At 71.7% G+C, this 18033-nt stretch carries 16 protein-coding genes and 2 pseudogenes; 8 read left to right on the top strand and 10 right to left on the bottom strand.

Annotated features, from left to right (window positions below; all coding sequences use genetic code 11):
• Window positions 1-209: 209 nt before the first annotated feature.
• Window positions 210-1538: an SGNH/GDSL hydrolase family protein gene (locus tag ACZ79I_RS15225; protein ID WP_471497856.1), complete on the bottom strand. Its 1329-nt coding sequence runs from the start codon at window positions 1536-1538 to the stop codon at window positions 210-212.
• A gap of 245 nt (window positions 1539-1783) precedes the next feature.
• Between ACZ79I_RS15225 and ACZ79I_RS15220 the strand changes: the two genes are divergently transcribed.
• Entirely contained in the window at window positions 1784-3175 is a 1392-nt protein-coding gene (locus ACZ79I_RS15220) for a DUF445 domain-containing protein (protein ID WP_471497854.1), read from the top strand.
• A gap of 63 nt (window positions 3176-3238) precedes the next feature.
• A pseudogene (locus ACZ79I_RS15215) lies at window positions 3239-3498 on the top strand (MFS transporter); the annotation flags it as partial.
• Here ACZ79I_RS15215 and ACZ79I_RS15210 read toward each other — a convergent pair.
• The 3 genes from ACZ79I_RS15210 to ACZ79I_RS15200 all read right to left on the bottom strand — a co-directional run bounded on the left by ACZ79I_RS15210 (window position 3496) and on the right by ACZ79I_RS15200 (window position 5189).
• On the bottom strand, window positions 3496-4014 hold the full coding sequence (locus ACZ79I_RS15210) for a levansucrase (RefSeq protein WP_471497852.1): 519 nt from the start codon (window positions 4012-4014) through the stop codon (window positions 3496-3498). The pseudogene ACZ79I_RS15215 and the gene ACZ79I_RS15210 sit on opposite strands and share 3 nt — an antisense overlap.
• 106 nt (window positions 4015-4120) lie before the next feature.
• Window positions 4121-4690, bottom strand: coding sequence for a DinB family protein (locus ACZ79I_RS15205; RefSeq protein WP_471497850.1), 570 nt, complete (start codon window positions 4688-4690; stop codon window positions 4121-4123).
• Window positions 4691-4886: 196 nt separating this feature from the next.
• Window positions 4887-5189, bottom strand: coding sequence for a hypothetical protein (locus ACZ79I_RS15200; protein WP_471497848.1), 303 nt, complete (start codon window positions 5187-5189; stop codon window positions 4887-4889).
• 193 nt (window positions 5190-5382) lie between these two features.
• On the opposite strand from ACZ79I_RS15200, the gene ACZ79I_RS15195 reads away from it, so the two are divergent.
• Window positions 5383-5838: an Hsp20/alpha crystallin family protein gene (locus ACZ79I_RS15195; RefSeq protein WP_471497846.1), complete on the top strand. Its 456-nt coding sequence runs from the start codon at window positions 5383-5385 to the stop codon at window positions 5836-5838.
• A gap of 320 nt (window positions 5839-6158) precedes the next feature.
• A complete protein-coding gene (locus tag ACZ79I_RS15190; RefSeq protein WP_471504973.1) occupies window positions 6159-6542 on the top strand; it encodes a DUF2267 domain-containing protein in 384 nt (127 codons plus the stop codon).
• Between the two features lie 46 nt (window positions 6543-6588).
• On the opposite strand, the gene ACZ79I_RS15185 is transcribed toward ACZ79I_RS15190, so the two are convergent.
• Window positions 6589-8325: an MFS transporter gene (locus tag ACZ79I_RS15185; protein WP_471497844.1), complete on the bottom strand. Its 1737-nt coding sequence runs from the start codon at window positions 8323-8325 to the stop codon at window positions 6589-6591.
• Window positions 8326-8607: 282 nt separating this feature from the next.
• On the opposite strand from ACZ79I_RS15185, the gene ACZ79I_RS15180 reads away from it, so the two are divergent.
• Window positions 8608-9696 carry an ATP-grasp domain-containing protein gene (locus ACZ79I_RS15180; RefSeq protein ID WP_471497842.1) on the top strand — a complete coding sequence of 363 codons (1089 nt, stop codon included), beginning with the start codon at window positions 8608-8610 and terminating at the stop codon, window positions 9694-9696.
• 172 nt (window positions 9697-9868) lie between these two features.
• Entirely contained in the window at window positions 9869-10342 is a 474-nt protein-coding gene (locus ACZ79I_RS15175) for a carboxymuconolactone decarboxylase family protein (RefSeq protein WP_471497840.1), read from the top strand.
• Window positions 10343-10499: 157 nt separating this feature from the next.
• Here the strand turns inward: ACZ79I_RS15175 and ACZ79I_RS15170 are convergent.
• The 4 genes and pseudogenes from ACZ79I_RS15170 to ACZ79I_RS15155 form a co-directional block, all read right to left on the bottom strand.
• Window positions 10500-10586: pseudogene (locus ACZ79I_RS15170) on the bottom strand (MOSC domain-containing protein); the annotation flags it as partial.
• Between the two features lie 24 nt (window positions 10587-10610).
• Window positions 10611-12023: an SRA domain-containing endonuclease gene (locus ACZ79I_RS15165; protein ID WP_471497838.1), complete on the bottom strand. Its 1413-nt coding sequence runs from the start codon at window positions 12021-12023 to the stop codon at window positions 10611-10613.
• 150 nt (window positions 12024-12173) lie between these two features.
• Window positions 12174-13184, bottom strand: a complete 1011-nt coding sequence (locus tag ACZ79I_RS15160; RefSeq protein WP_471497836.1) for a YecA family protein — start codon at window positions 13182-13184, stop codon at window positions 12174-12176.
• Window positions 13185-13303: 119 nt separating this feature from the next.
• Window positions 13304-14779: a glycoside hydrolase gene (locus ACZ79I_RS15155; protein ID WP_471497834.1), complete on the bottom strand. Its 1476-nt coding sequence runs from the start codon at window positions 14777-14779 to the stop codon at window positions 13304-13306.
• Between the two features lie 285 nt (window positions 14780-15064).
• On the opposite strand from ACZ79I_RS15155, the gene ACZ79I_RS15150 reads away from it, so the two are divergent.
• Window positions 15065-15853, top strand: a complete 789-nt coding sequence (locus tag ACZ79I_RS15150; protein ID WP_471497832.1) for a class E sortase — start codon at window positions 15065-15067, stop codon at window positions 15851-15853.
• A gap of 3 nt (window positions 15854-15856) precedes the next feature.
• On the opposite strand, the gene ACZ79I_RS15145 is transcribed toward ACZ79I_RS15150, so the two are convergent.
• The gene (locus ACZ79I_RS15145; RefSeq protein WP_471497831.1) at window positions 15857-17296 is read right to left on the bottom strand and encodes an MFS transporter; all 1440 of its coding nucleotides are present in this window, start codon (window positions 17294-17296) and stop codon (window positions 15857-15859) included.
• Window positions 17297-17472: 176 nt separating this feature from the next.
• Between ACZ79I_RS15145 and ACZ79I_RS15140 the strand changes: the two genes are divergently transcribed.
• Window positions 17473-18006, top strand: a complete 534-nt coding sequence (locus ACZ79I_RS15140) for a winged helix-turn-helix transcriptional regulator (protein WP_471497829.1) — start codon at window positions 17473-17475, stop codon at window positions 18004-18006.
• Window positions 18007-18033 lie beyond the last annotated feature (27 nt).

Raw genomic sequence — 18033 nt, 5'->3', positions numbered from 1 at the left:
GCGGCGAGGGGCTACGGAGGCTGCGGCGGTCGGCGGCGCGGGGACGATTGCCACCGCGACCGGGGCCTGACGGGACGACTGCCGCGCTGAGCGCCACGGCGACTCCTGCCGTCGCGGCCGAGGAGCGCGGCGACTGCTCCGGCTGTGACCGGCGGGACGGGGAGCGCTGCCGCCGCCGGCGGCGGGCCCACGGGAACCGTCGACGGCCGCTACAGCCGGGCCGGTGCCGACCCGTTCAGCGAGGTCAGGTCGAAGACCTCCGCCATCCTGCGGTAGCCCTCGTCGCCGGGGTGGAGATGGTCGCCCGAGTCGTAGTCGGAGCGCAGCCGGCGCGGGTCGTACGGGTCGCGCAGCGCCTTGTCGAAGTCGATGACCTCGTCGAAGACCGTGCCCGCGCGGATCCGCTCGTTGACGGCCTGCCGCACCCCCTCGCGGTCGGCCCGGTAGCCGCGGTGACCCTTGAACGGCATCAGCGTCGCCCCGACGACCTTGAGGCCGTGCGCGTGCGCCTGGCGGACCAGGGAGCGCAGCCCCCGTGTGATCCTCTCCGCGTCGGCGTGGCCGGGGTCGCGCAGGATGTCGTTGACCCCGAGGTCGATGACGACGGCCCTGACGTTCGTACGGCCGAGGACGTCACGGCGGAAGCGGCTGAGTCCGCTCGCGTTGCCGGCGGGCCGCCCCGGGCCGCTGGTCAGCACCTGGTTGCCGCTGATGCCCTCGTTGACCACGCTGTAGCGGGGCACACCGGCGGAGCCGGCCGACGCGCGCAGCCGCTCCGCGAGGACGTCCGTCCAGCGGCGGTCGGCGCCCTCGGCGGAGGTGATGCCGTCGGTGATCGAGTCGCCCAGCACCACCACGGTGCCCACCGCCTCGTCGCTCAGCACGTCGAGCGCGGTCAGGTAGCGCCAGTACCGCACCTGCCCGGTGTAGGCGGCGGCGCCCGCGTCCTCGGTACGGTCGCCCTGGGCGACGTACGAGACCTGGCGCGCGTGCCGGTGGTAGGTGACCGGCCCCGACGGGGTGGGGGAGTATGTGGTCACGAGCACGTCGGAGCCGTGCGGGACGGCGATGCGCACGGCGTCGCTGACCGTCTGCCCGCCGGGGGGTATGACCACCGAGGCGGCACCGCCGAAGGTGAGCCGGCGCATGCTGCCCGCGGCCGCGGCCGCGTCGCTTCCGGCGGCGAGGGCGATCGAGGCGTGTGCGACGGTCAGCGGTCGCCGGCCGTAGAGATTGGACAGCGTCACGCGGGCACTCGTACCGCCGACGCCGGCGTGCACGACGTTGCGCACCGACCGCCCGGCCGTCCCCTCCCGCCCGGTGCCGGGCTCGGCCCCGGAGGGCGCGGCCGACCAGGCGCCGACCCAGGTGCCGGCGGAGGCGGGCGCGGCCGGGTGCCGCGGGGCCGGGCGGCCGCCGGCGAACGCGGTGCGGCCGCTGCCGTCATCGGCGGCGGCACCGAAGTAGATGGCGGCGGACAGGGCCACGATCACGGCGGTGATCGCGGACAGCAGGGCACAACCGTGACGCCTGGTCATGCGGTGCGGGTCTCCTCGGGCGACGGGAGCCCGAGGCTCCGATATTGATCATGCTCATGATGCGCCATGAGGGAGGAGCGGCCGAAGGGGCCCCGGGAGACCCGGCAACGCTGCCGGGACCGGGGGCCCGGCCGGAACCCCGGCGGTACCCCCGACGCGACCCTGAAATGTCCCTGATACCTCCCCCTTCGGACAGACGCCGGGAACTCCCGTTCCGTTCCAGGAGTCGGTCGGGAAGGGACAATGTGTACGGGGGACGCGAACGGGTGGAGCGGATGGAACGCAGGAAGACGGACGACGCGGTGGCCGTGGGGCGGCGAGCCCGCCCCGGCGCCGCCACGGGCCGGGCGACGACGTCCGTCGCGAGCCGGGCGATGACGTCCTTCAGCCCCGCCGACGAGGAGAAGCGCCGCGGCGTACGCCGGATGAAGAGCACGGCGACCGGCCTGCTGCTCCTGGTGGCGCTCGTGTACGCCCTCGCCAAGTGGGCGCAGGACTCGGGCGCGGGCCCCTGGGCCGGTTATGTGGCGGCGGCCGCCGAGGCCGGCATGGTCGGTGCGCTCGCCGACTGGTTCGCGGTCACCGCGCTCTTCAGGCACCCGCTCGGCCTGCCCATCCCGCACACGGCGATCATCCCCACCAAGAAGGACCAGCTCGGCGTCTCCCTGGGCGAGTTCGTCGGCGAGAACTTCCTCTCCGAGGACGTCGTGCGGCAGCGCCTGCGTGCCGTCGGCACGGGCAGCCGCCTGGGCGCCTGGCTCGCCGAGCCGGCGCACGCGGACCGGGTGACGGCGGAACTGGCGACGGCCCTGCGCGGCGCACTGACCGTGCTGCGCGACTCGGACGTCCAGGCGGTCGTCGGCGAGGCCGTCACCCGCCGCGCCGATGCCCAGGAGATCGCGCCCGGCCTCGGCAAGATGCTGGAGAAGGTCGTCGCGGACGGCGGCCACAAGCGGGTCGTCGACCTGATCTGCGTCCGCGCCCACGACTGGCTCGTCCTGCACGACCAGCAGGTCATGGACGCCGTCCAGGGCGGCGCCCCAGGCTGGACCCCCCGCTTCGTCGACAGGAAGATCGGCGAGCGGGTCTACAAGGAGCTGCTCCGCTTCGTCACCGAGATGCGCGACGCGCCGTCCCACCCGGCGCGCGGCGCCCTCGACCGGTTCCTCACCGACTTCGCCTCCGACCTGCAGTCCGACACCGACACCCGCGCCCGTGTGGAGCGGCTGAAGACCGAGGTGCTCGCCCGCGGCGAGGTCCAGGACCTGATCGCCTCCGCCTGGACGGCGGTCCGCTCCATGATCGTCTCGGCGGCCGAGGACGAGCGCAGCGAACTGCGGCTGCGCGTGCGCGCCTCGCTGCTGTCCCTGGGCGTCCGCATGGCGACCGAGCCGAGGACGCAGGCCAAGGTGGACGGCTGGGTGGAAGGCGTGGCGGTGCACGTGGTGACGACGTACCGCAAGGAGATCACGTCCCTCATCACGGACACGGTCGCAGGCTGGGACGCCGAGCACACCACGCGGAAGATCGAAGCGCACATCGGCCGCGACCTGCAGTTCATCCGGATCAACGGCACGGTGGTCGGTTCCCTCGCCGGCCTGCTGATCTACACCGTGTCGCGGGTGCTCGGGGCGTAGCCGGCGGCGGGGCGGGCACTCGGGTCGCGCGCGGTGCCGCCGGGCGCCGCCGAGGAGGGAGCCATGTCCGTCCAAGCGACCGGGAGCGCCGCGGTCACCACCGCGATACCCGCACGTCTCGACCGTCTGCCCTGGTCACGCCGGCACTGGACGATCGTGGTCGGACTGGGCACGGTATGGATCCTCGACGCCTGGAGGTCACGGTCGTCGGCACTATCGCGGGGCGGCTGTCCGAGTCCGGCAGCGGGCTGCCCATCACATCCGCGCAGGTCACCGGTCTTGCCGCGGCCCTCTACGTGGCGGGGGCCTGCGCGGGCGCCCTAGGGGCCGTAGAAGTACCGGGTGCCCTTCTCGACGAAGTGGGAGGCGTAGACGCGGCCGATGGCGGGCTTGCCGCGGTACATGCCCACATACCGCTGCCTGCTGTCGACGACGACCGGCCGGGCCATGCAGGCGAACCGGTTGCGTTGCTGGGCCTCGGCCCAGTGCACGGCGGCCGGCTCGACGAACTCGCTCACCAGGACGGGGAAGGCGCCCACTCCGGTCTGCAGGCCCACGGGCAGTCCGCCCTTGGTGTCCCGGGCATACTTCAGCACGCTCCCGGTGAAGCTCTCGATGGCCTGCACGGTGATCTGGGGCACCGCGGCGGCCACCGTGAACAGGTGCAGGTTCGTGGCCATCCAGCGCATCCGGAAGTCGGACCGCCGCCCCACGAGTACGGTGGTCCCGGCCCAGTCCTCCCACCGCGTCGTGCACCCGTCGGCCGTCAGCCGGCCCTCCAGCGCGGCGAGATAGGCCATTGATGCCGGCTGCTGCTCCCCATGCCCCTGTCCGTACATGGGCGCGATCCTAAAGGCGCCGTGGCGTGCACGCTCCCCCCGGGTGCCGGTGGGATCCCCCGTCAGGTGACGCGCCGCCCGGAGCGGGTGCAGGTCCCGGCCTCCGTCACTGGCCCACCCTCCCGTCGATGCACTCGCGCAACAGGTCGGCGTGCCCGCAGTGACGGGCATACTCCTCGACCCTGTGCACCATCAGCTCACGAACGGCGATCCCGTCCTTCCCCACACGCTCGCCCAGGTCCGGGTGCCCGGCCAGTGCGGCGTCGGTGGCGGCCTGCTCGCGCTCCAGATCGACGTACGCGGCGTCGACCACGGCTTGCTCGGGGACGGCTCCGTCGAAGTCCGCGTCGCGCTTGCCGTACAGCTTGGGCAGCAGCTCCTGGTCGCTGATCCAGTTGCGCCAGTCCCGTTCCACCTCGGCGAGGTGCCGAACCAGGCCGAGCAGCGACATCGTCGACGGTGGAACCGACCGGCGTGCCAGCTGCTCGGGGCTCAGGCCCTCGCACTTCATCCGCAGGGTCATGCGGTAGTTCGTCAGGAAGTCCTGAAGCGTCGCGAGTTCGCCGTCCGGACTGGGACCTTCGCTGTTGCGGGGGTCGACGTCCGGATCGGCCCACATGTCGGGGTAGACCGTCGCCTGGCTCCATCGTGCGGGTTGGTCATCCATGCGTTCCATGCTCGTCCGCGACGGCCCGGATCCGCCACCGAGTTCTCTCGGGACCCCGGCGGGCCGGGCGGGTACCGCGTCCGCGTCGCCCCCGGAGGGGCGCGGGGAACTGTGCGACCAGCCTCCCCCAAGGTCTCGGCTGCGTTCGAGCTGGGGGCACCCCCATCGAACCCGCAGGCGGTGCACCGGTCTTCCCGCGAGGCGGTCAGCCGCGCCGGTCGGCCACCGCCCACGAGGCCAGCGCCACGGCTCCGGCCACCCCGAACACCGCGGGCCAGGCACCCACCTTCTTGGCCAGCGGATGCGAGCCGGCGAAAGCGGCGACGTACGCGGCGCTCAGCGCCCCGGCCGCCGTGCCCCCGGCCTGCCGCCGCCACCGCTGGGCGGCAGCGGCACCCGCGACGGCCAGCACGGCCCCGCCGAGCTGCCGCTTCCTGGTCCAGCGGGCGACCGCGTATCCGCCGACCAGCCCGCTCGCGGCCACCGCCGCCGTAGGAACCTTCGCCATCGCTGCCTGCCTCCCGCTCGGGGTTCTTCTGATCATTCCGGCGAAACGAGGCTAGCCGACACCACCTGCCACCTGGGGGGACACGCACAAGACCGACAGCCTTGAGTCCAGGCTTGTCAACTTTCTGCCTTCGCGCTATATAAGAAGTCGTCAGGGCATCGCACCCAGCACCTCACGAAGGGAGTGACCCGTGATGCTCATGCGTACCGACCCTTCCCCAAGCTCTCGGCTGCGCTCGAGCAGGGGATACCCCTATCGTGAATTCGACCGGCTCGCGCAGCAGGTCTTCGGCTCCACCACGCGCCCCGCCGCGATGCAGATGGACGCCTACCGGTCCGGGGACGAACTCGTCGTCCACTTCGACCTCCCCGGCATCGACCCCGAGACGATCGAACTGGATGTCGAACGCCATGTGCTGAACGTCCGTGCCGAACGCCGCTCGCAGGCCCCCGAGGACGCCGAGATGATCGCGGCCGAGCGTCCCACCGGAACCTTCACCCGACAGCTGTTCCTGGGCGACACCCTGGACACGGAGCGCATCGACGCCTCGTACGACGCCGGCGTCCTGACCCTCCGCATCCCCGTCGCCGAGGAGGCCAAGCCGCGCCGCATCCAGATCACGGGCGGCAGGAAGCAGCTCAGCAGCTGACCACGGCAGAAGCCCGGTCCGCCCCGCGCGTGCGCACACGCGGGGCGGACCTCGTGACCGGGGTACCCGGGAGGGGACCGGGTGGGGAAGCACAACGGAGGAGTACCCGCAGGATGAGCACGACCATGACGAACGCGGCGGCGAGCACGCCCGGCGGAACCGCCGCGGCCACGACGAGCCCGGCGACTGCCAGGGCGGACACGGCCACCGGGGCGGACACGGCCACCGGGGCGGACACGGCCACCGGGGCGGACACGGCCACCGGGACGGACACGGCCACCGGGACGGACACGGCGCCGGCCCGCCCGCACTGGTCCCGACTGATCGAGGCGGTGCGGGAATCCGGCCAGTACACGACCACCGGGGAAGCGGAGCGCATCACCCGCATCGTGCTCTCCGCCCTCGGCGGCCACGTCATCGGTGATGAGCGCGTGGAACTCGCCCGCCGGCTCCCCGAGGAGGCGGCACGCCTGATCGCGTCCCAGATCCCGGTGACGCGCCCGCTGACCGCGCCCGAGTTCGTGGACGCGGCCGCCACCCGCATCGAGGGCTCCACACCGGCGACGGCACGCTGGGACGTCAGCGCGGTCCTCGGCACGCTGCCCGACTTCGTGGGCGACGAACTGACCGGCCGTATCCTGCGCCGACTCCCCACCGGCTACGCGCTGTTGTTCGGAAAGGCGGAACTGGCACCGGTGGCCTGACACCCACGGGCCCGCCCGGCGGGCCGACTCCGGTGGGGCTGTGGTGTCAGCCGTCCGGGCGGCCCGCGCCGGTTCGGCGGGTGCCCGCGCGGGGAATGCGCCGCGCCACCAGGAATCCGGCGAGGGCCAGCACGGCCATGGCGGTGGCCCCGACGGCCAGCGCCTGGCCCCGGGCCCGGGCGTTGATCCGCACGAGCTCGTCGGCCGCCGCGCCCGTGACACCCTGTGACGCGAGCCGTGCGCGGAGGGCGTCGTCGCTCGCCGCGGCGATCTGGACCTGATGCTGGAGCGTCCGCTGGACCAGCTGCTTCTGGTCGGCGGACAGGACGCTGCTGGCGTCCGTCCCGGCCTCGAAGGCCAGCAGCAGCGCCGTGGTCATGACCGCACCCGCGAGCGCGACGCCGAAGGAGCTGCCGAGATAACCCGCGGTGCGGGACACCCCCGTCACATCGCTCACCTCGTCCGGTGGAGGTGCCGACTGGACGAGGTCGGTCACCGTCGTGGCCAGGCCCCGGCCGCATCCGATCAGGAGCAGACCCGGCGCGAGCGCCAGGCCCACGGCCTGCACCCGCTGCTCGTGCGGATGGAACAGGACGGCGATCGCCACGCAGCCCGCGCCCATGACGAGGAAGATCCCCATCGCCGCGGCGCGGTGGGTCATCCGCCCGCGTGCGATCAGCCGGGCGACCACCGGGGCCGCCACCGTGAGCCCCACGGTCACCGTGATCAGCGTGATGCCGCTGCGCAGCGCGTCGAAGCCGAGGGTCGTCTGCAGGAAGACCGGCACCAGGAAGAGCATGCCGCTGGGCACCAGGATCTGCATCACCTGGGTCTCGGTGCCCGCCCGTACCGTACGGTCGCGCAGCACGGACATGCGCACCAGAGGATCCCGTCCGGTCCGGACGAGGCGGCGCTCCCACCACACGAACACCAGCAGCACCAGCAGCCCCAGGCCGCCGATCAGGAGCACGGGTGACAGCTCGCCGCGGTGCAGCACCGTACGGCCGAACACCGCGAAGTCCTGCCGGGCCCTGAGCAGGCCGTACCGCCCCGACAGCAGCGTGGCGACGACGAGCAGCCCGAAACCGGCGGCGGACAGCACCGCCCCGAGAACATCGAACGACCGTTCGCCATGGGTGCCCGGGCCGGTACGCGCAGGGGGCGGGCCGGTCCCCGCGGTCTGTGCCGTTCGCCGCATGAGCAGCACCACGGTCAGCGTGACCGCGGTCTCCAGGAGGAACGACACCCGCCAGCTCAGGTAGGTGGTGATCAGGCCACCCACCACGGGACCGACCGCGGCCCCGATCCCGGAGGTGGTGCTCAACGCCGACAGCACCCTCGTCCGAGTGGCCCCGGCGAAGGCCGCCGTGAGCATCGACAGCACCGCCGGAAGCATCAGCGCCACACCGATCCCCTGCAGCAGCGACCAGCCGGCCAGCAGGAACGGCAAGGAGGGGCCGAAGGCGGCGATCAGCGTGCCCAGGACGAAGATCTCGCCGCCGAGCACGAAGATCCGGCGGTGCCCGTGGCGCGCGCCGAGCTTGCTCCCGGTGATCAGGAACGCGGCGACCACCAGCGCGTACAGCGAAATGGCCGACTGCACGCCGGTCAGCGAGGTGTGCAGGTCCCCGACGAGCGCGGACAGCGCCACGTTCATGGCCGTCGAGGTGTAGTTGATCAAGAGGTTCTGGACGGCGAGAAGGGCGAACAGCGTCCTGAGGGCCGGCGGCGCGTCCCGCCCGGCCGGCCCACTGAACCGCCACCCTCCGTGTCGCCGTGCCACTTTGCCCGTCCCGCCCTCCGATCGCCCTGCCGGGGCGGGCCCCGCCCGCAGCCGACGCCCACCGCCGTCTTCGTCCCGGTCCAGGGTGCACGCCGCTCGCACCGCGGTGTCACGGGACGCGCCATGGTCCGGGAGCAGCACCGGTACGGCGGGTCCCCTGCCGCCGAGATGCGTCCCCCGTCGGGATGTGCTGCTCTGAAAAGAGCGTCACGACGCACGAGCGGGATTCTTCGGCCACACCCGTCGCGGGCGCCCGGCCGCTTCCCCGAAGGGCAACGCGCCATGCCGAGAGTAGGAACCTTCCTGCCCCCCGCGCCCCCGGGCGGGACGGGGACGCCGCGTGCCCGTGCGGAGCCCGGCAGGATCCCGCCCGACGACCACGCGCTGCTGATGGGCCTTCTGCGGGAGGTCACCGGCGTCGAGTTCCTGCACGGCCTGGACATCCGCCGATCGTGGATCCGCAACGGCAAGGTGTACTGCGACGAGGTCTGCCTCAACGACCTCGACCTCTACATCTGGTACGCGGGGATGGCCCGGGATCCCGGCAGCTATGCCCTGGAAGCCCTGCGCACACTCAGCCAGGACATCCCGGTCGCTCCCGACCCGGAGCGCTTCGTGACCGGCCTCGACAAGTACCGGGCACACCTGTGCCTGGCGCGGGCCGGCCTTCCCGTCCCCGACACGGTCCTGCTCGACCGCCGCGACACGGCCGCCGCCGCACCCGTGATCGCACAGTGGGGCCGCGCCCTGCTGAAACCCCGGCGCGGCTCCTTCGGGCACGGGGTGCTGCTGATCGAGGACTTCGCCACCCTGCGGGACCTGGCGGGCTACCTCGACAGCACACTCGCGGCCACCGCGGAGGGCACCTTCCTCGTGGAGCGCTTCTACCCCAACGGCCGCACGGACTGGGTCGGCACGACCCTCATCAACGGCACGCTGATGTACGGCTACCGCAAGCGCGGCCACCGCTTCGCCCGACTGTCCGCAGACGCCTGGAAGGTGTACGACCCCGAAAGGGCGGGCGGCGACGTCGACGGCTGCGCGGTCCCGCCGGAGCACGCCCGCATCGCCCGGCTCGCCCAGCGGGCCCTGGGCCTGCCGCTGGTCGGCTTCGACCTGATCCTGTCCGACGGCAGGCCCATCATCGTGGACGAGAACACCTTCCCCGGCCTCTACCCGGACCTGTTCGCGGCTGCCGGGCGCTCGCTCGGCCGCGAACTCTTCCTTCTGGTCGCCGACTTGATCAGCCATCATCTCGGCGGGCCGCCGGACACCCGCCAGGACCTGATGACGGCCACGCCGGGCACGGGCCCCATCCTCACCGACGGGGAGGACCCCGAAAGGCCGATCGGCGCTCGGCGGCGTGCGTAGTCACGTACCGCGGGCGTGCGCGGGCACCCTGCGGCACCCCGCTGATCACGCTCATCGGCATCCCACGGCACGAGAGACGCACATCACACCCATCCGCCCGTCCGGCTGTCACATCTCCCCGAGCCGATCCGTCAGAGCTGTGTAACCGTCGGCGCACAGCAAGGAGATCACCATGGACGCCCGTCTCAACTACTACGGCAGCTCCGTCGCGGCCAAGTTCGCGAAGTACATCAACTCGGCGGGCAAGGTCGTCTCGGACTCGCCGCTTCCCGCCGCGACACAGGAACTGGTGAAGATCCGCGCCAGCCAGATCAACGGCTGCGGCTTCTGCACCGACATGCACACCAAGGACGCCGCGCATGCCGGGGAGACCTCGTTGCGCCTCAACCTGGTGGCGGCCTGGCGGGAGGCGACGGTCTTCACCGAGGCCGAGCGGGCCGCCCTGGAACTGACCGAGCAGGGCACCCGCATCGCCGACGCCGCGGGCGGTGTCACCGACGAGGCGTGGGCGAACGCCGCCAAGCACTACGACGAGGACCAGCTCGCCGCCCTGGTATCGCTCATCGCCCTCATCAACACCTACAACCGCATGAACGTCATCATCCGGCAGCCCGCGGGCGACTACCAGCCGGGCCAGTTCGGCTGACCACACCCGGCCACCGCCGGCCGGCGGCTCCCACCGAGCCGCCGACGACCGGCTGAGCACCACCACGGAGCCCGGAGGCCGCCGTACCGCCCGCGAGGGGTACACCGGCCTCCGGGCTCCGCCGTCCCCCCAACGCCAACCGCCGTCACGGGACGTTGAAGAACTCCTCATGCATGAGGTGGACCTGGCGCAGGTTTGGCTGCGTGGGGTCCTGCTCAATGCGCGAACGGTGCTTGACCGTCACCCGGCGTGCGACCACCACTCCAACCTAGCTTCCTTCGATGAAGGCTCGGTGGCGGTTGCGAGCTTCATCCAGCAGACGCTCTTGCAACTTCCGCCTGTTCCTGCCTCGCGTCTTGAGAGCGTGGCAGTTCGGACAGAGCGCAATCATGACTTCGGGGGTGTCCTGCCCAGTTCTGGCCAAGCCGTTGACGTGGTCGACCTCGAGAATCGGTTCGTTCGCGTCTGTGTGCTCCAGCGGATGTCCCAAGCAAGAGGGGTTTTCGCAGCGGCCTTCGCTACGGAGTACCACTGCCTCGCGGGCAGCGGGCGAGCGCAAGTACCGCTCCACTAGCGCGAGCTTGGACTGGCGTGTTCGGCCGGCTGCTGTGCGATGAGCGGCGGCTGATAGCTGCTTGTACTTTTCGCGGGCACTGGTCGGCTGCCGCTCCGTGCTTGAGTCGCGTTCAATCGGGATGACATCGAGCGAGTCGTCGTGGAGCTGCCCGTCATCCTGTTGGAGGGCTTCGAGTACCTCCGGAGGCCAGGTCTCCCGCAGAGGCGAGGGGACAGGTGCAAGGACCCAAACGAACTCTCGGCGCTGCTGGCCGTCTTGTCCACGACCCCAACGTCTGCGGCGCTGGACTATGACGGTCCAGGTTTCGAACGTCCAGTGGCCTTTGTAAGGCTTGTGCCAGTAGCGCAAAGCCTTCTGCTGCTCCTGGTACTCCGCCATCCTGCGGTTACCTACAGTCAAGGTTTGGTCGCCGGACAAACCATCGCCGGTGTAGGCAATCCAGTCCATAGCCGGGAGGCGCTGATCAGCGTAAGGGCCCTTGTCGTCCGAGTAGACGGTGAGGATGCCATCTGCGAGTGGAGTGATTCCCAGGACGCGATTGCCGCCGTAGACATCGGCGATTGCATTGCGGTGCGCATACGGCTCGCCAGGAACAGGGCGCAAACTGGTGTCAATCTGGCCGGCTACCAACTCCTTCAGACCCAACGCTTCCAGCAACAAGGGGGGCGTGGGGGTGAAGAATCGTATGAGCAATGTACTAACTGCCCATGCCGCCAGCCCCGGGTCCTCGGAGAGACGGTCGTAGTCCTCCTTCCGCAGCCCAGCAAGAGGGTTCGCTTCATCAAGCGCTGACGGCTTTGGGTAGCGCCCTTGACTCGTCAGAGGGAGGTCAACGGGCTTCGCAACCTCCCAGAGTTTGTCTCGTTGCAGAGCCCAGAAGGGATACAGCACATCCGGCTCGCCGTCGGAGGAACCGGCGAACGCGACGAGCAACGGTCCTACTGCCTCCTTGACCACCGACCAGGAGTGCTGCCGCGGACGCCCGTGCACGGCTTGGGCAATGGCCCAGAGGAGCAACAGCGGGCGATGGAGTGGTTGTCCCGTGCGACGGTGGACGGGTTGCAGCTTCCCCAGTCGCTCGATCAAGTCCCGCCTGTCGGCCACTTCGCCGCTCCAGTCGTCTAGTCCTACCAGTAGGACTATCTGACCAGATGGTACTGGCGTGGTGCGAGCAGCAACCTCCCCAAGGCGTGCTCGGTGCCGCTCGCGGCGACGAGGAGGTCACGTGGGATGCGGGAGACCCCCGGGCGGCCGTTAGCCCCCGTGGCAGCCCTCATATGCCCGCCCCGACCCGCACCAACAAGCCGCCCCCCGCTCCGGCGGCCAGGTCACCGCCCGTCCCCGGGCCGCCAGTGTCGTCGCGTACTGGGGCAAGAGCGCCACGTCCGCCGGTGACGTGCCCTCCGACGCCGCGAAGGCCTCGTACGACGGGACCGTGCCCGTCACGATGCCCAGGTTCCACGTGCCCGAGGCGGACAGTTCCCGCAGCGAGGCCTCTATCGTCGCCAGGTGCTCCTCGTGCGAGGAGTACTCGGCCGCCAGCGTCGGGTACGCCGACACCAGCTCGTGCAGTTCGGGTGCCGGCCAGTGCAGGACCGCCACCGGGAACGGGCGGGACAGGGCCTCGCGGTAGGCGCCCAGTTCCGCGCGCAGGCGGCTGATCTCGGCCTCCAGCTCCGCCGGGTTGTCCGAGCCGAGGGACCAGATCCGTTTCGGGTCGTGGAGCTCGTCCAGCGAGACCCAGGAGGAGTGGAGGGTGTCGGCCACGGCGTCCCACTCGTCGTGGGGCGCGCCCAGCATGCGGCGGACCCGGTGGCGGCCGTACAGGAGCGGGTGGGTGGACTGCGGGGGGTTCGCCACGTCGGCGACCAGGAGCCGCAGGCCCGCCGTGAACGTCTCCTCCGCCGCCTCCAGTTCGTCGTGCGACTCCAGCGACTCCGCGACGATCACCCAGGGGGCCGGATGCCGGGGAGCGGCCGCGCGGACGCCTTCGATGATCGCCCGGGCCTCGGCCTCGTGGTCGTACTCCCACAGGTTCGACGCCTTCAGCGCGCGTACCAGGTGGGGGTCCTCCAGCGGGTCGGGAGAGGACAGCAGGCGGTCGTACAGCGCGGTCGCGGCGGGGCGGTCGTCGGCCAGCTCCCGGTGGGCCGCGGCCTGCAGCAGCAGGTGTTCCGCGTCCTCGGGATACAGGCCGGCGGCCCGCTCCAGGCGCGCTGCTTCGGCGTTGTGGTCGACGTTCTCGGCAGGCGTGTCGGGGCGCATGAGGGACACCGTACTGCCGCCGACCGACACAGGAGAGAGATTCGCAGGCCAGGGGGCGGAGGGGCGGTGCGTACGGCACCCGCGCGCCGGGGCCGGTGTGGCCGCGGCGCGCGACGCGGCTACACCGTCACGCCGTCCACCTGCAGCGTCTGGACCGCCCCCGCCGCGAACGGCACGCTGACCGTCCTGCCGTTCAGGTAGGTGTCCGTGTGGGGCGTGTACAGGTCGCCGCCACCGCCCGTCAGCGTGTTCCAGCGCGGGACCACGCCGCCCGCGCCGCCGGTGACCGTGGTGAAGCGGGAGAGGTCGAAGGTCAGGGTCTGGGCGGAGGACGCCTTGTTCGCCGCCACGATCACCAGGCGTTTCGCCGACCTGTCCAGGGCGGCGACCGCGTAGTCCACACCCGTGTCGACGATCGTCATACCGGGGCGGATGTGGCGGCTGAACTGGGCCATCACGTAGTACTTCGTCTGCACCGCGCCCGGTTGCAGCGTGCCCGCGTCGTAGGCGATCATCGCCCAGCCCGCGCTCGGGTCCATCACCTGCCAGTAGACCCATGCCGTCGGGTGCAGCCAGCGGAAGTCGAGGAGCAGGTTGCCCGCCAGGGTCAGCCCGGTGGCGTCGCCGTCGCCCGTCTCCGAGTTCCACAGGCCCTTGCCCGCCGTCGTCACCACGTCCGTGTACAGGAGGTCTCTGCGGCCGCCGGACCCCTGGTAGCCGTGGACGTTCACCCGGTCGACGCAGGACTTCGTCGTCGAGCCGAAGGAGTTCCAGGTGGTGCGTGCCAGGTCGTAGCTCGTCTCGTCCGATGCCGAGATGTGCGTGCCTTGCAGGCCGCGCTTGTCCAACTCGCTGCGCAGGTACGGCAGTACGGCCGACTGCACGGACGCGTCGAGGTGGCAGCCCTCCTGGGTGCCGGTCGCGGTCCACCAGCCGGAGGACGGCTCGTTGAAGGCCTCGACCGTCGTGAAGGTCACGCCCCAGGAGTTCTTGGCGTAGAGGGCCACCGAGGCCAGGTGCGAGGCGTGCTGGCGGTGGTTCCAGGACTGGAGGTTGTTGCCGCCGCCGGAGGCGCCGGACGGGTTGTGGTTGTTGCACATCCACCACATCGGGGAGTTGGCGAACAGTTCGCTGACCGCGCCTCGTTGCGTCGCCTTGACGAGCATCGCGCGCTGGGTCGCGTCCGCCGTCCAGTCCCAGGTCGGGGCGGTGGGGTCCTCGTTCGTCCAGTCCTGCCAGTAGCCCTCGATCTGCTTGAAGGGCGGGATGTTGGGTGAGGCGACCATGCTCTCGCCGCCCACGCTGTTCCAGCTGCACGCGCCGAGGTTGTAGCGGGCGATGTTCAGGCCGAGGCCGGGGAGGGTCCGGCCGCCGTACGCCACCGGCTTGGTGGTGAAGAAGATGTCGGCGAAGTCGTCCCGGGTCCCGAAGACGTTGGCCCACCAGGCGAGGGATGTGCCCCAGCCCTCCCAGCTTCCGAATGTGGAGGCCGGGTCGACGGTGACGGCCGTAGCGGCCCGGGCGGTGCCGGTCGCCAGGGCGCTTGAGAGGAGCGTGCCGCCCGCGGCGGCCAGCAGAGTCCTGCGTCGGATCATGGCTTCTCCGCCTCTTCGTGCCGTAAGCGCCGGTCGTCCCCCCGGCGTTGACCGGCTCCGCTGATGCCAACACGAAGGATCGGGTGGGGCGCACGAGGTTGTCGAGGGTTCTGACAGCCCTTTCTAAAACCGCTGTGTGAAGTGCCTCGAGGGGGAACGGGAAGGGACTCGAAGGGACTCGAAGGGTCTCGAAGTGCCCCGTCCAGCACCAGGCGGTGCATGGGGGTGGTGACTTGGACGGGTACCCCCTATCGTGCGGGCGGCCCCGGTGAAGGAGGCGTACGCATGCGGGCTCGCGTGGTCGCGCACACCGACCGGCGTCGTCGCGCCCTCCTCCGGCGTGGGTTGTGGGGCGGTGGTGAACTGCTCGTCACCGTCGGCGTCGTGCTGATGCTGCTCGTCGTCCATCAGCTGTGGTGGACCAACCGGGAGGCGCGGCAGGGAGCCGAGCGCAGGGTGCAGGCGCTGGAGCGGGAGTGGGGTGAGCCCGCCGGCCCTTCGGCCGCAGGCTCCTCCGGTACGCCGGACGCCGGCTCCTCCGGTGCGCCGGACGACGGCAGCCGTGCCCAGGGCACCGGGCGGGGGGAGCCGAGGGCGGCCGCCGTCGTCCGTCCCGCTCTCTCCCGTGCCTACGCCGTCCTCACCATTCCCCGGCTCTCCGTCCGCGTTCCCGTCGCCGAAGGCGTCAGCAAGTCCCATGTGCTCAACCTGGGATACGTCGGCCACTACCCGGGCACCGCCCAGCCCGGCGGGCCGGGCAACTTCGCGCTCGCGGGGCACCGCAACACGCACGGCGAGCCCTTCCGGCACCTCGACCGCCTGCGTCACGGGGACACCGTCACCGTCGAGACGAAGGCCGCCGTCTACACCTACGTCGTCGACAGGACGCTCCCGCAGACCTCCGCCCGGGACGGGGGAGTCATCGCGCCCGTCCCGCGCAGCACCGTGAGGCCGTCGTACGGGTACGACCGCCCCGGCTACTACCTCACGCTCACCACCTGCACCCCGGAGTTCACCTCGCGGTACCGGCTCGTGGTGTGGGGCAGGCTCGCCTCCATGCGGCCCCGGGCGTGAGCCTCAGGCCCGTTCGCGGGGCGCCAGCACCCCGAGCGCGCCCATGAGGGCCAGCCCCGCCGAGACGACCGCGGCGATGTCCGCGCCGTGGGCGAGCGAGCCGCCGCCCGAGGTGACCACGGCGATCGTGAGGGCCACGCCCGCGCAGGAGCCGATGTAGCGGAACGTCTGCTGGGCGCCCGAGCCCATCGCCGCGCGGTCGGCGGGCACCGACTCCACGGCGACCAGCGGGAGCGCGGCGTTCAGCAGGCCGCTGCCGATCCCCCCGATCACCAGTCCGGGCAGCAGCCGGGCCCAGGAGTGCGCGCCGATCGCACCCAGCATGGTCAGCACGCCGACGGCGTGGAGCGCGAAGCCGAGGGCAAGCTGGTGGCGCGGCGAGACCCGGCCCGCGAGCCGCTTCGCCTGGAGCGCGACCGTGAAGGAGAGCCCGGACCACAGCAGGAACAGCCATGCGGTGTCCATCGCCGTGAGACCCAGTGCCCGCTGGAGCAGCGCCGGAAGGAAGCTGAACAGGCCGATCACCGCGAGGCCCGTGAACAGTCCGCCCGCGGCCGAGCCGAGGAAGCGGGGCCGGCGCAGCAGGGCGAGGTCGATCATCGGTATGCGGGTGCGGCGTTCGATGACGGCGAAGGCGGCGAGCAGGAGCACGGCCGCCGCGAGGAGCAGGGCCACCGGCGTCCGCAGCCAGCCGTCGCGGCCCAGCGTCAGCGCGGCCACCAGGGACACGAGGGCGAGGCCGAACACGAACGCTCCGGCGAGGTCCGGACGGCCGCCCCGGGGTGCGCGGGACTCGGTCAGCGCCCGGACCGACAGGGCCGCCACGATCAGCGCCGCGGCGCCCAGGACCCCGTACGCCACGCGCCATGTGGGCATCGCCCCCGCGATCAGCGGGCCCACCGCGATGCCGCCGCTGACGAACGCGCCCCACACGCCCGTGGCGTGCAGCCGGCCCCGCGGGGTCGGGAAGGCGTGCACCAGCAGGCCGAGGCTGCTCGCGAGGATCGCCGCGCTCGCTGCGCCCTGTGCGATACGGGCCAGGGTGAACAGCCAGGTCGACGTCGCGAAGGCGCCGAGCGCGGTGGTGAGGCCGAGGGCGAGCGTCCCGGCCAGGAAGATCCGGCGGCGGCCGTAGTCGTCGGCGAGGCTGCCCGCCACCAGGAGCAGCGCGGCCAGCCCCAGCGGGGTGCCGTTGAGCAGCCACGCCTGCGCGGAGACGGAGGTGTGGAGGGCGGCGGCCGTGTCGGGGAGCGTGACCATCGGCGCGGTGTACGCCATCAGTGCCACGGCGGTGGCCGCGCTGGTCAGGGCCAGGGTGGGGGCCGCCCGGGGGGTGTCGTGCGGGGCATGGGGGGCATGCGGTGCGTGGGTGACCTGAGCGGTTTCGGTGACGGAGGCGGCGACGGTGTGCTCGCCGTGTTCCGTGCGTTCCAGTGGTGACATGGCCTGCGCTTCCGGAGGCGGTTCGGGGGGCGAGTTCCAGGTTCGGTCTCGCAGGTTCGGTCATTGAACCTCGGTGGGGACGACCGTAGCAGTAAAGGTTCGGTCATTGAACCAAGAGTCCGGAAAGTGGATTCGGTCACCGAACCCGTGTGCCGGAACCTGGCTACAGTGGACGCATGGCTCTCGGCAAGGACTACGCGACGCAGGAGTGCGCCGTCGCTCGCGCGCTGGAGGTCATCGGCGAGCGCTGGACGCTGCTCATCGTGCGCGACGCCCTGTACGGCGTACGGCGCTACAACGACTTCCTCGTCCACCTCGGCATCCCGCGCGCCGTCCTCGCGGCCCGCCTCCAGAACCTGATCGCCGCGGGGATCCTGGAGAAGCGCCGCTACCAGGAGTCGCCCCCGCGGGACGAGTACGTCCTCACCGAGCGTGGCACGGCCCTGTGGCCCAGCCTGCGGGCGCTCGGCATGTGGGGGCGTGAGCACCTCAGCGGTGCCCGGCTGCGCGTCTTCCGGCACGCGACCTGCGGGACGGACCAGGAACTGGGGCCGTACGGCGAATGCCCCGCCTGCGGAACCGTCGTCCCCGTCCAGGACGTTCAGATGCTGCCGGGGCCCGGCCTCGGCCGGAACCCGGCCGACCCGGTCAGCCGGGCACTGCTGCGGCCGAAGCGGCTGCTGCAGCCGATCGAGACCGATCCTGTTTGACATCGTCCCCCTCCTGAAGGAGGGGGA

It is taken from the genome of Streptomyces sp. PSU-S4-23 (assembly GCF_055632315.1).
Note: the sequence above shows the minus strand (reverse complement) of the source record. Positions and strands in the feature narration are given on the sequence as shown.

Coding starts and splice junctions, on each gene's coding strand:
- ACZ79I_RS15225 (WP_471497856.1), bottom strand. CDS start 1,538: ATGACCAGGCGTCACGGTTGTGCCCTGCTGTCCGCGATCACCGCCGTG.
- ACZ79I_RS15210 (WP_471497852.1), bottom strand. CDS start 4,014: ATGTACGGACAGGGGCATGGGGAGCAGCAGCCGGCATCAATGGCCTAT.
- ACZ79I_RS15205 (WP_471497850.1), bottom strand. CDS start 4,690: ATGGAACGCATGGATGACCAACCCGCACGATGGAGCCAGGCGACGGTC.
- ACZ79I_RS15200 (WP_471497848.1), bottom strand. CDS start 5,189: ATGGCGAAGGTTCCTACGGCGGCGGTGGCCGCGAGCGGGCTGGTCGGC.
- ACZ79I_RS15195 (WP_471497846.1), top strand. CDS start 5,383: ATGCTCATGCGTACCGACCCTTCCCCAAGCTCTCGGCTGCGCTCGAGC.
- ACZ79I_RS15180 (WP_471497842.1), top strand. CDS start 8,608: ATGCCGAGAGTAGGAACCTTCCTGCCCCCCGCGCCCCCGGGCGGGACG.
- ACZ79I_RS15175 (WP_471497840.1), top strand. CDS start 9,869: ATGGACGCCCGTCTCAACTACTACGGCAGCTCCGTCGCGGCCAAGTTC.
- ACZ79I_RS15160 (WP_471497836.1), bottom strand. CDS start 13,184: ATGCGCCCCGACACGCCTGCCGAGAACGTCGACCACAACGCCGAAGCA.
- ACZ79I_RS15155 (WP_471497834.1), bottom strand. CDS start 14,779: ATGATCCGACGCAGGACTCTGCTGGCCGCCGCGGGCGGCACGCTCCTC.
- ACZ79I_RS15150 (WP_471497832.1), top strand. CDS start 15,065: ATGCGGGCTCGCGTGGTCGCGCACACCGACCGGCGTCGTCGCGCCCTC.
- ACZ79I_RS15145 (WP_471497831.1), bottom strand. CDS start 17,296: ATGTCACCACTGGAACGCACGGAACACGGCGAGCACACCGTCGCCGCC.
- ACZ79I_RS15140 (WP_471497829.1), top strand. CDS start 17,473: ATGGCTCTCGGCAAGGACTACGCGACGCAGGAGTGCGCCGTCGCTCGC.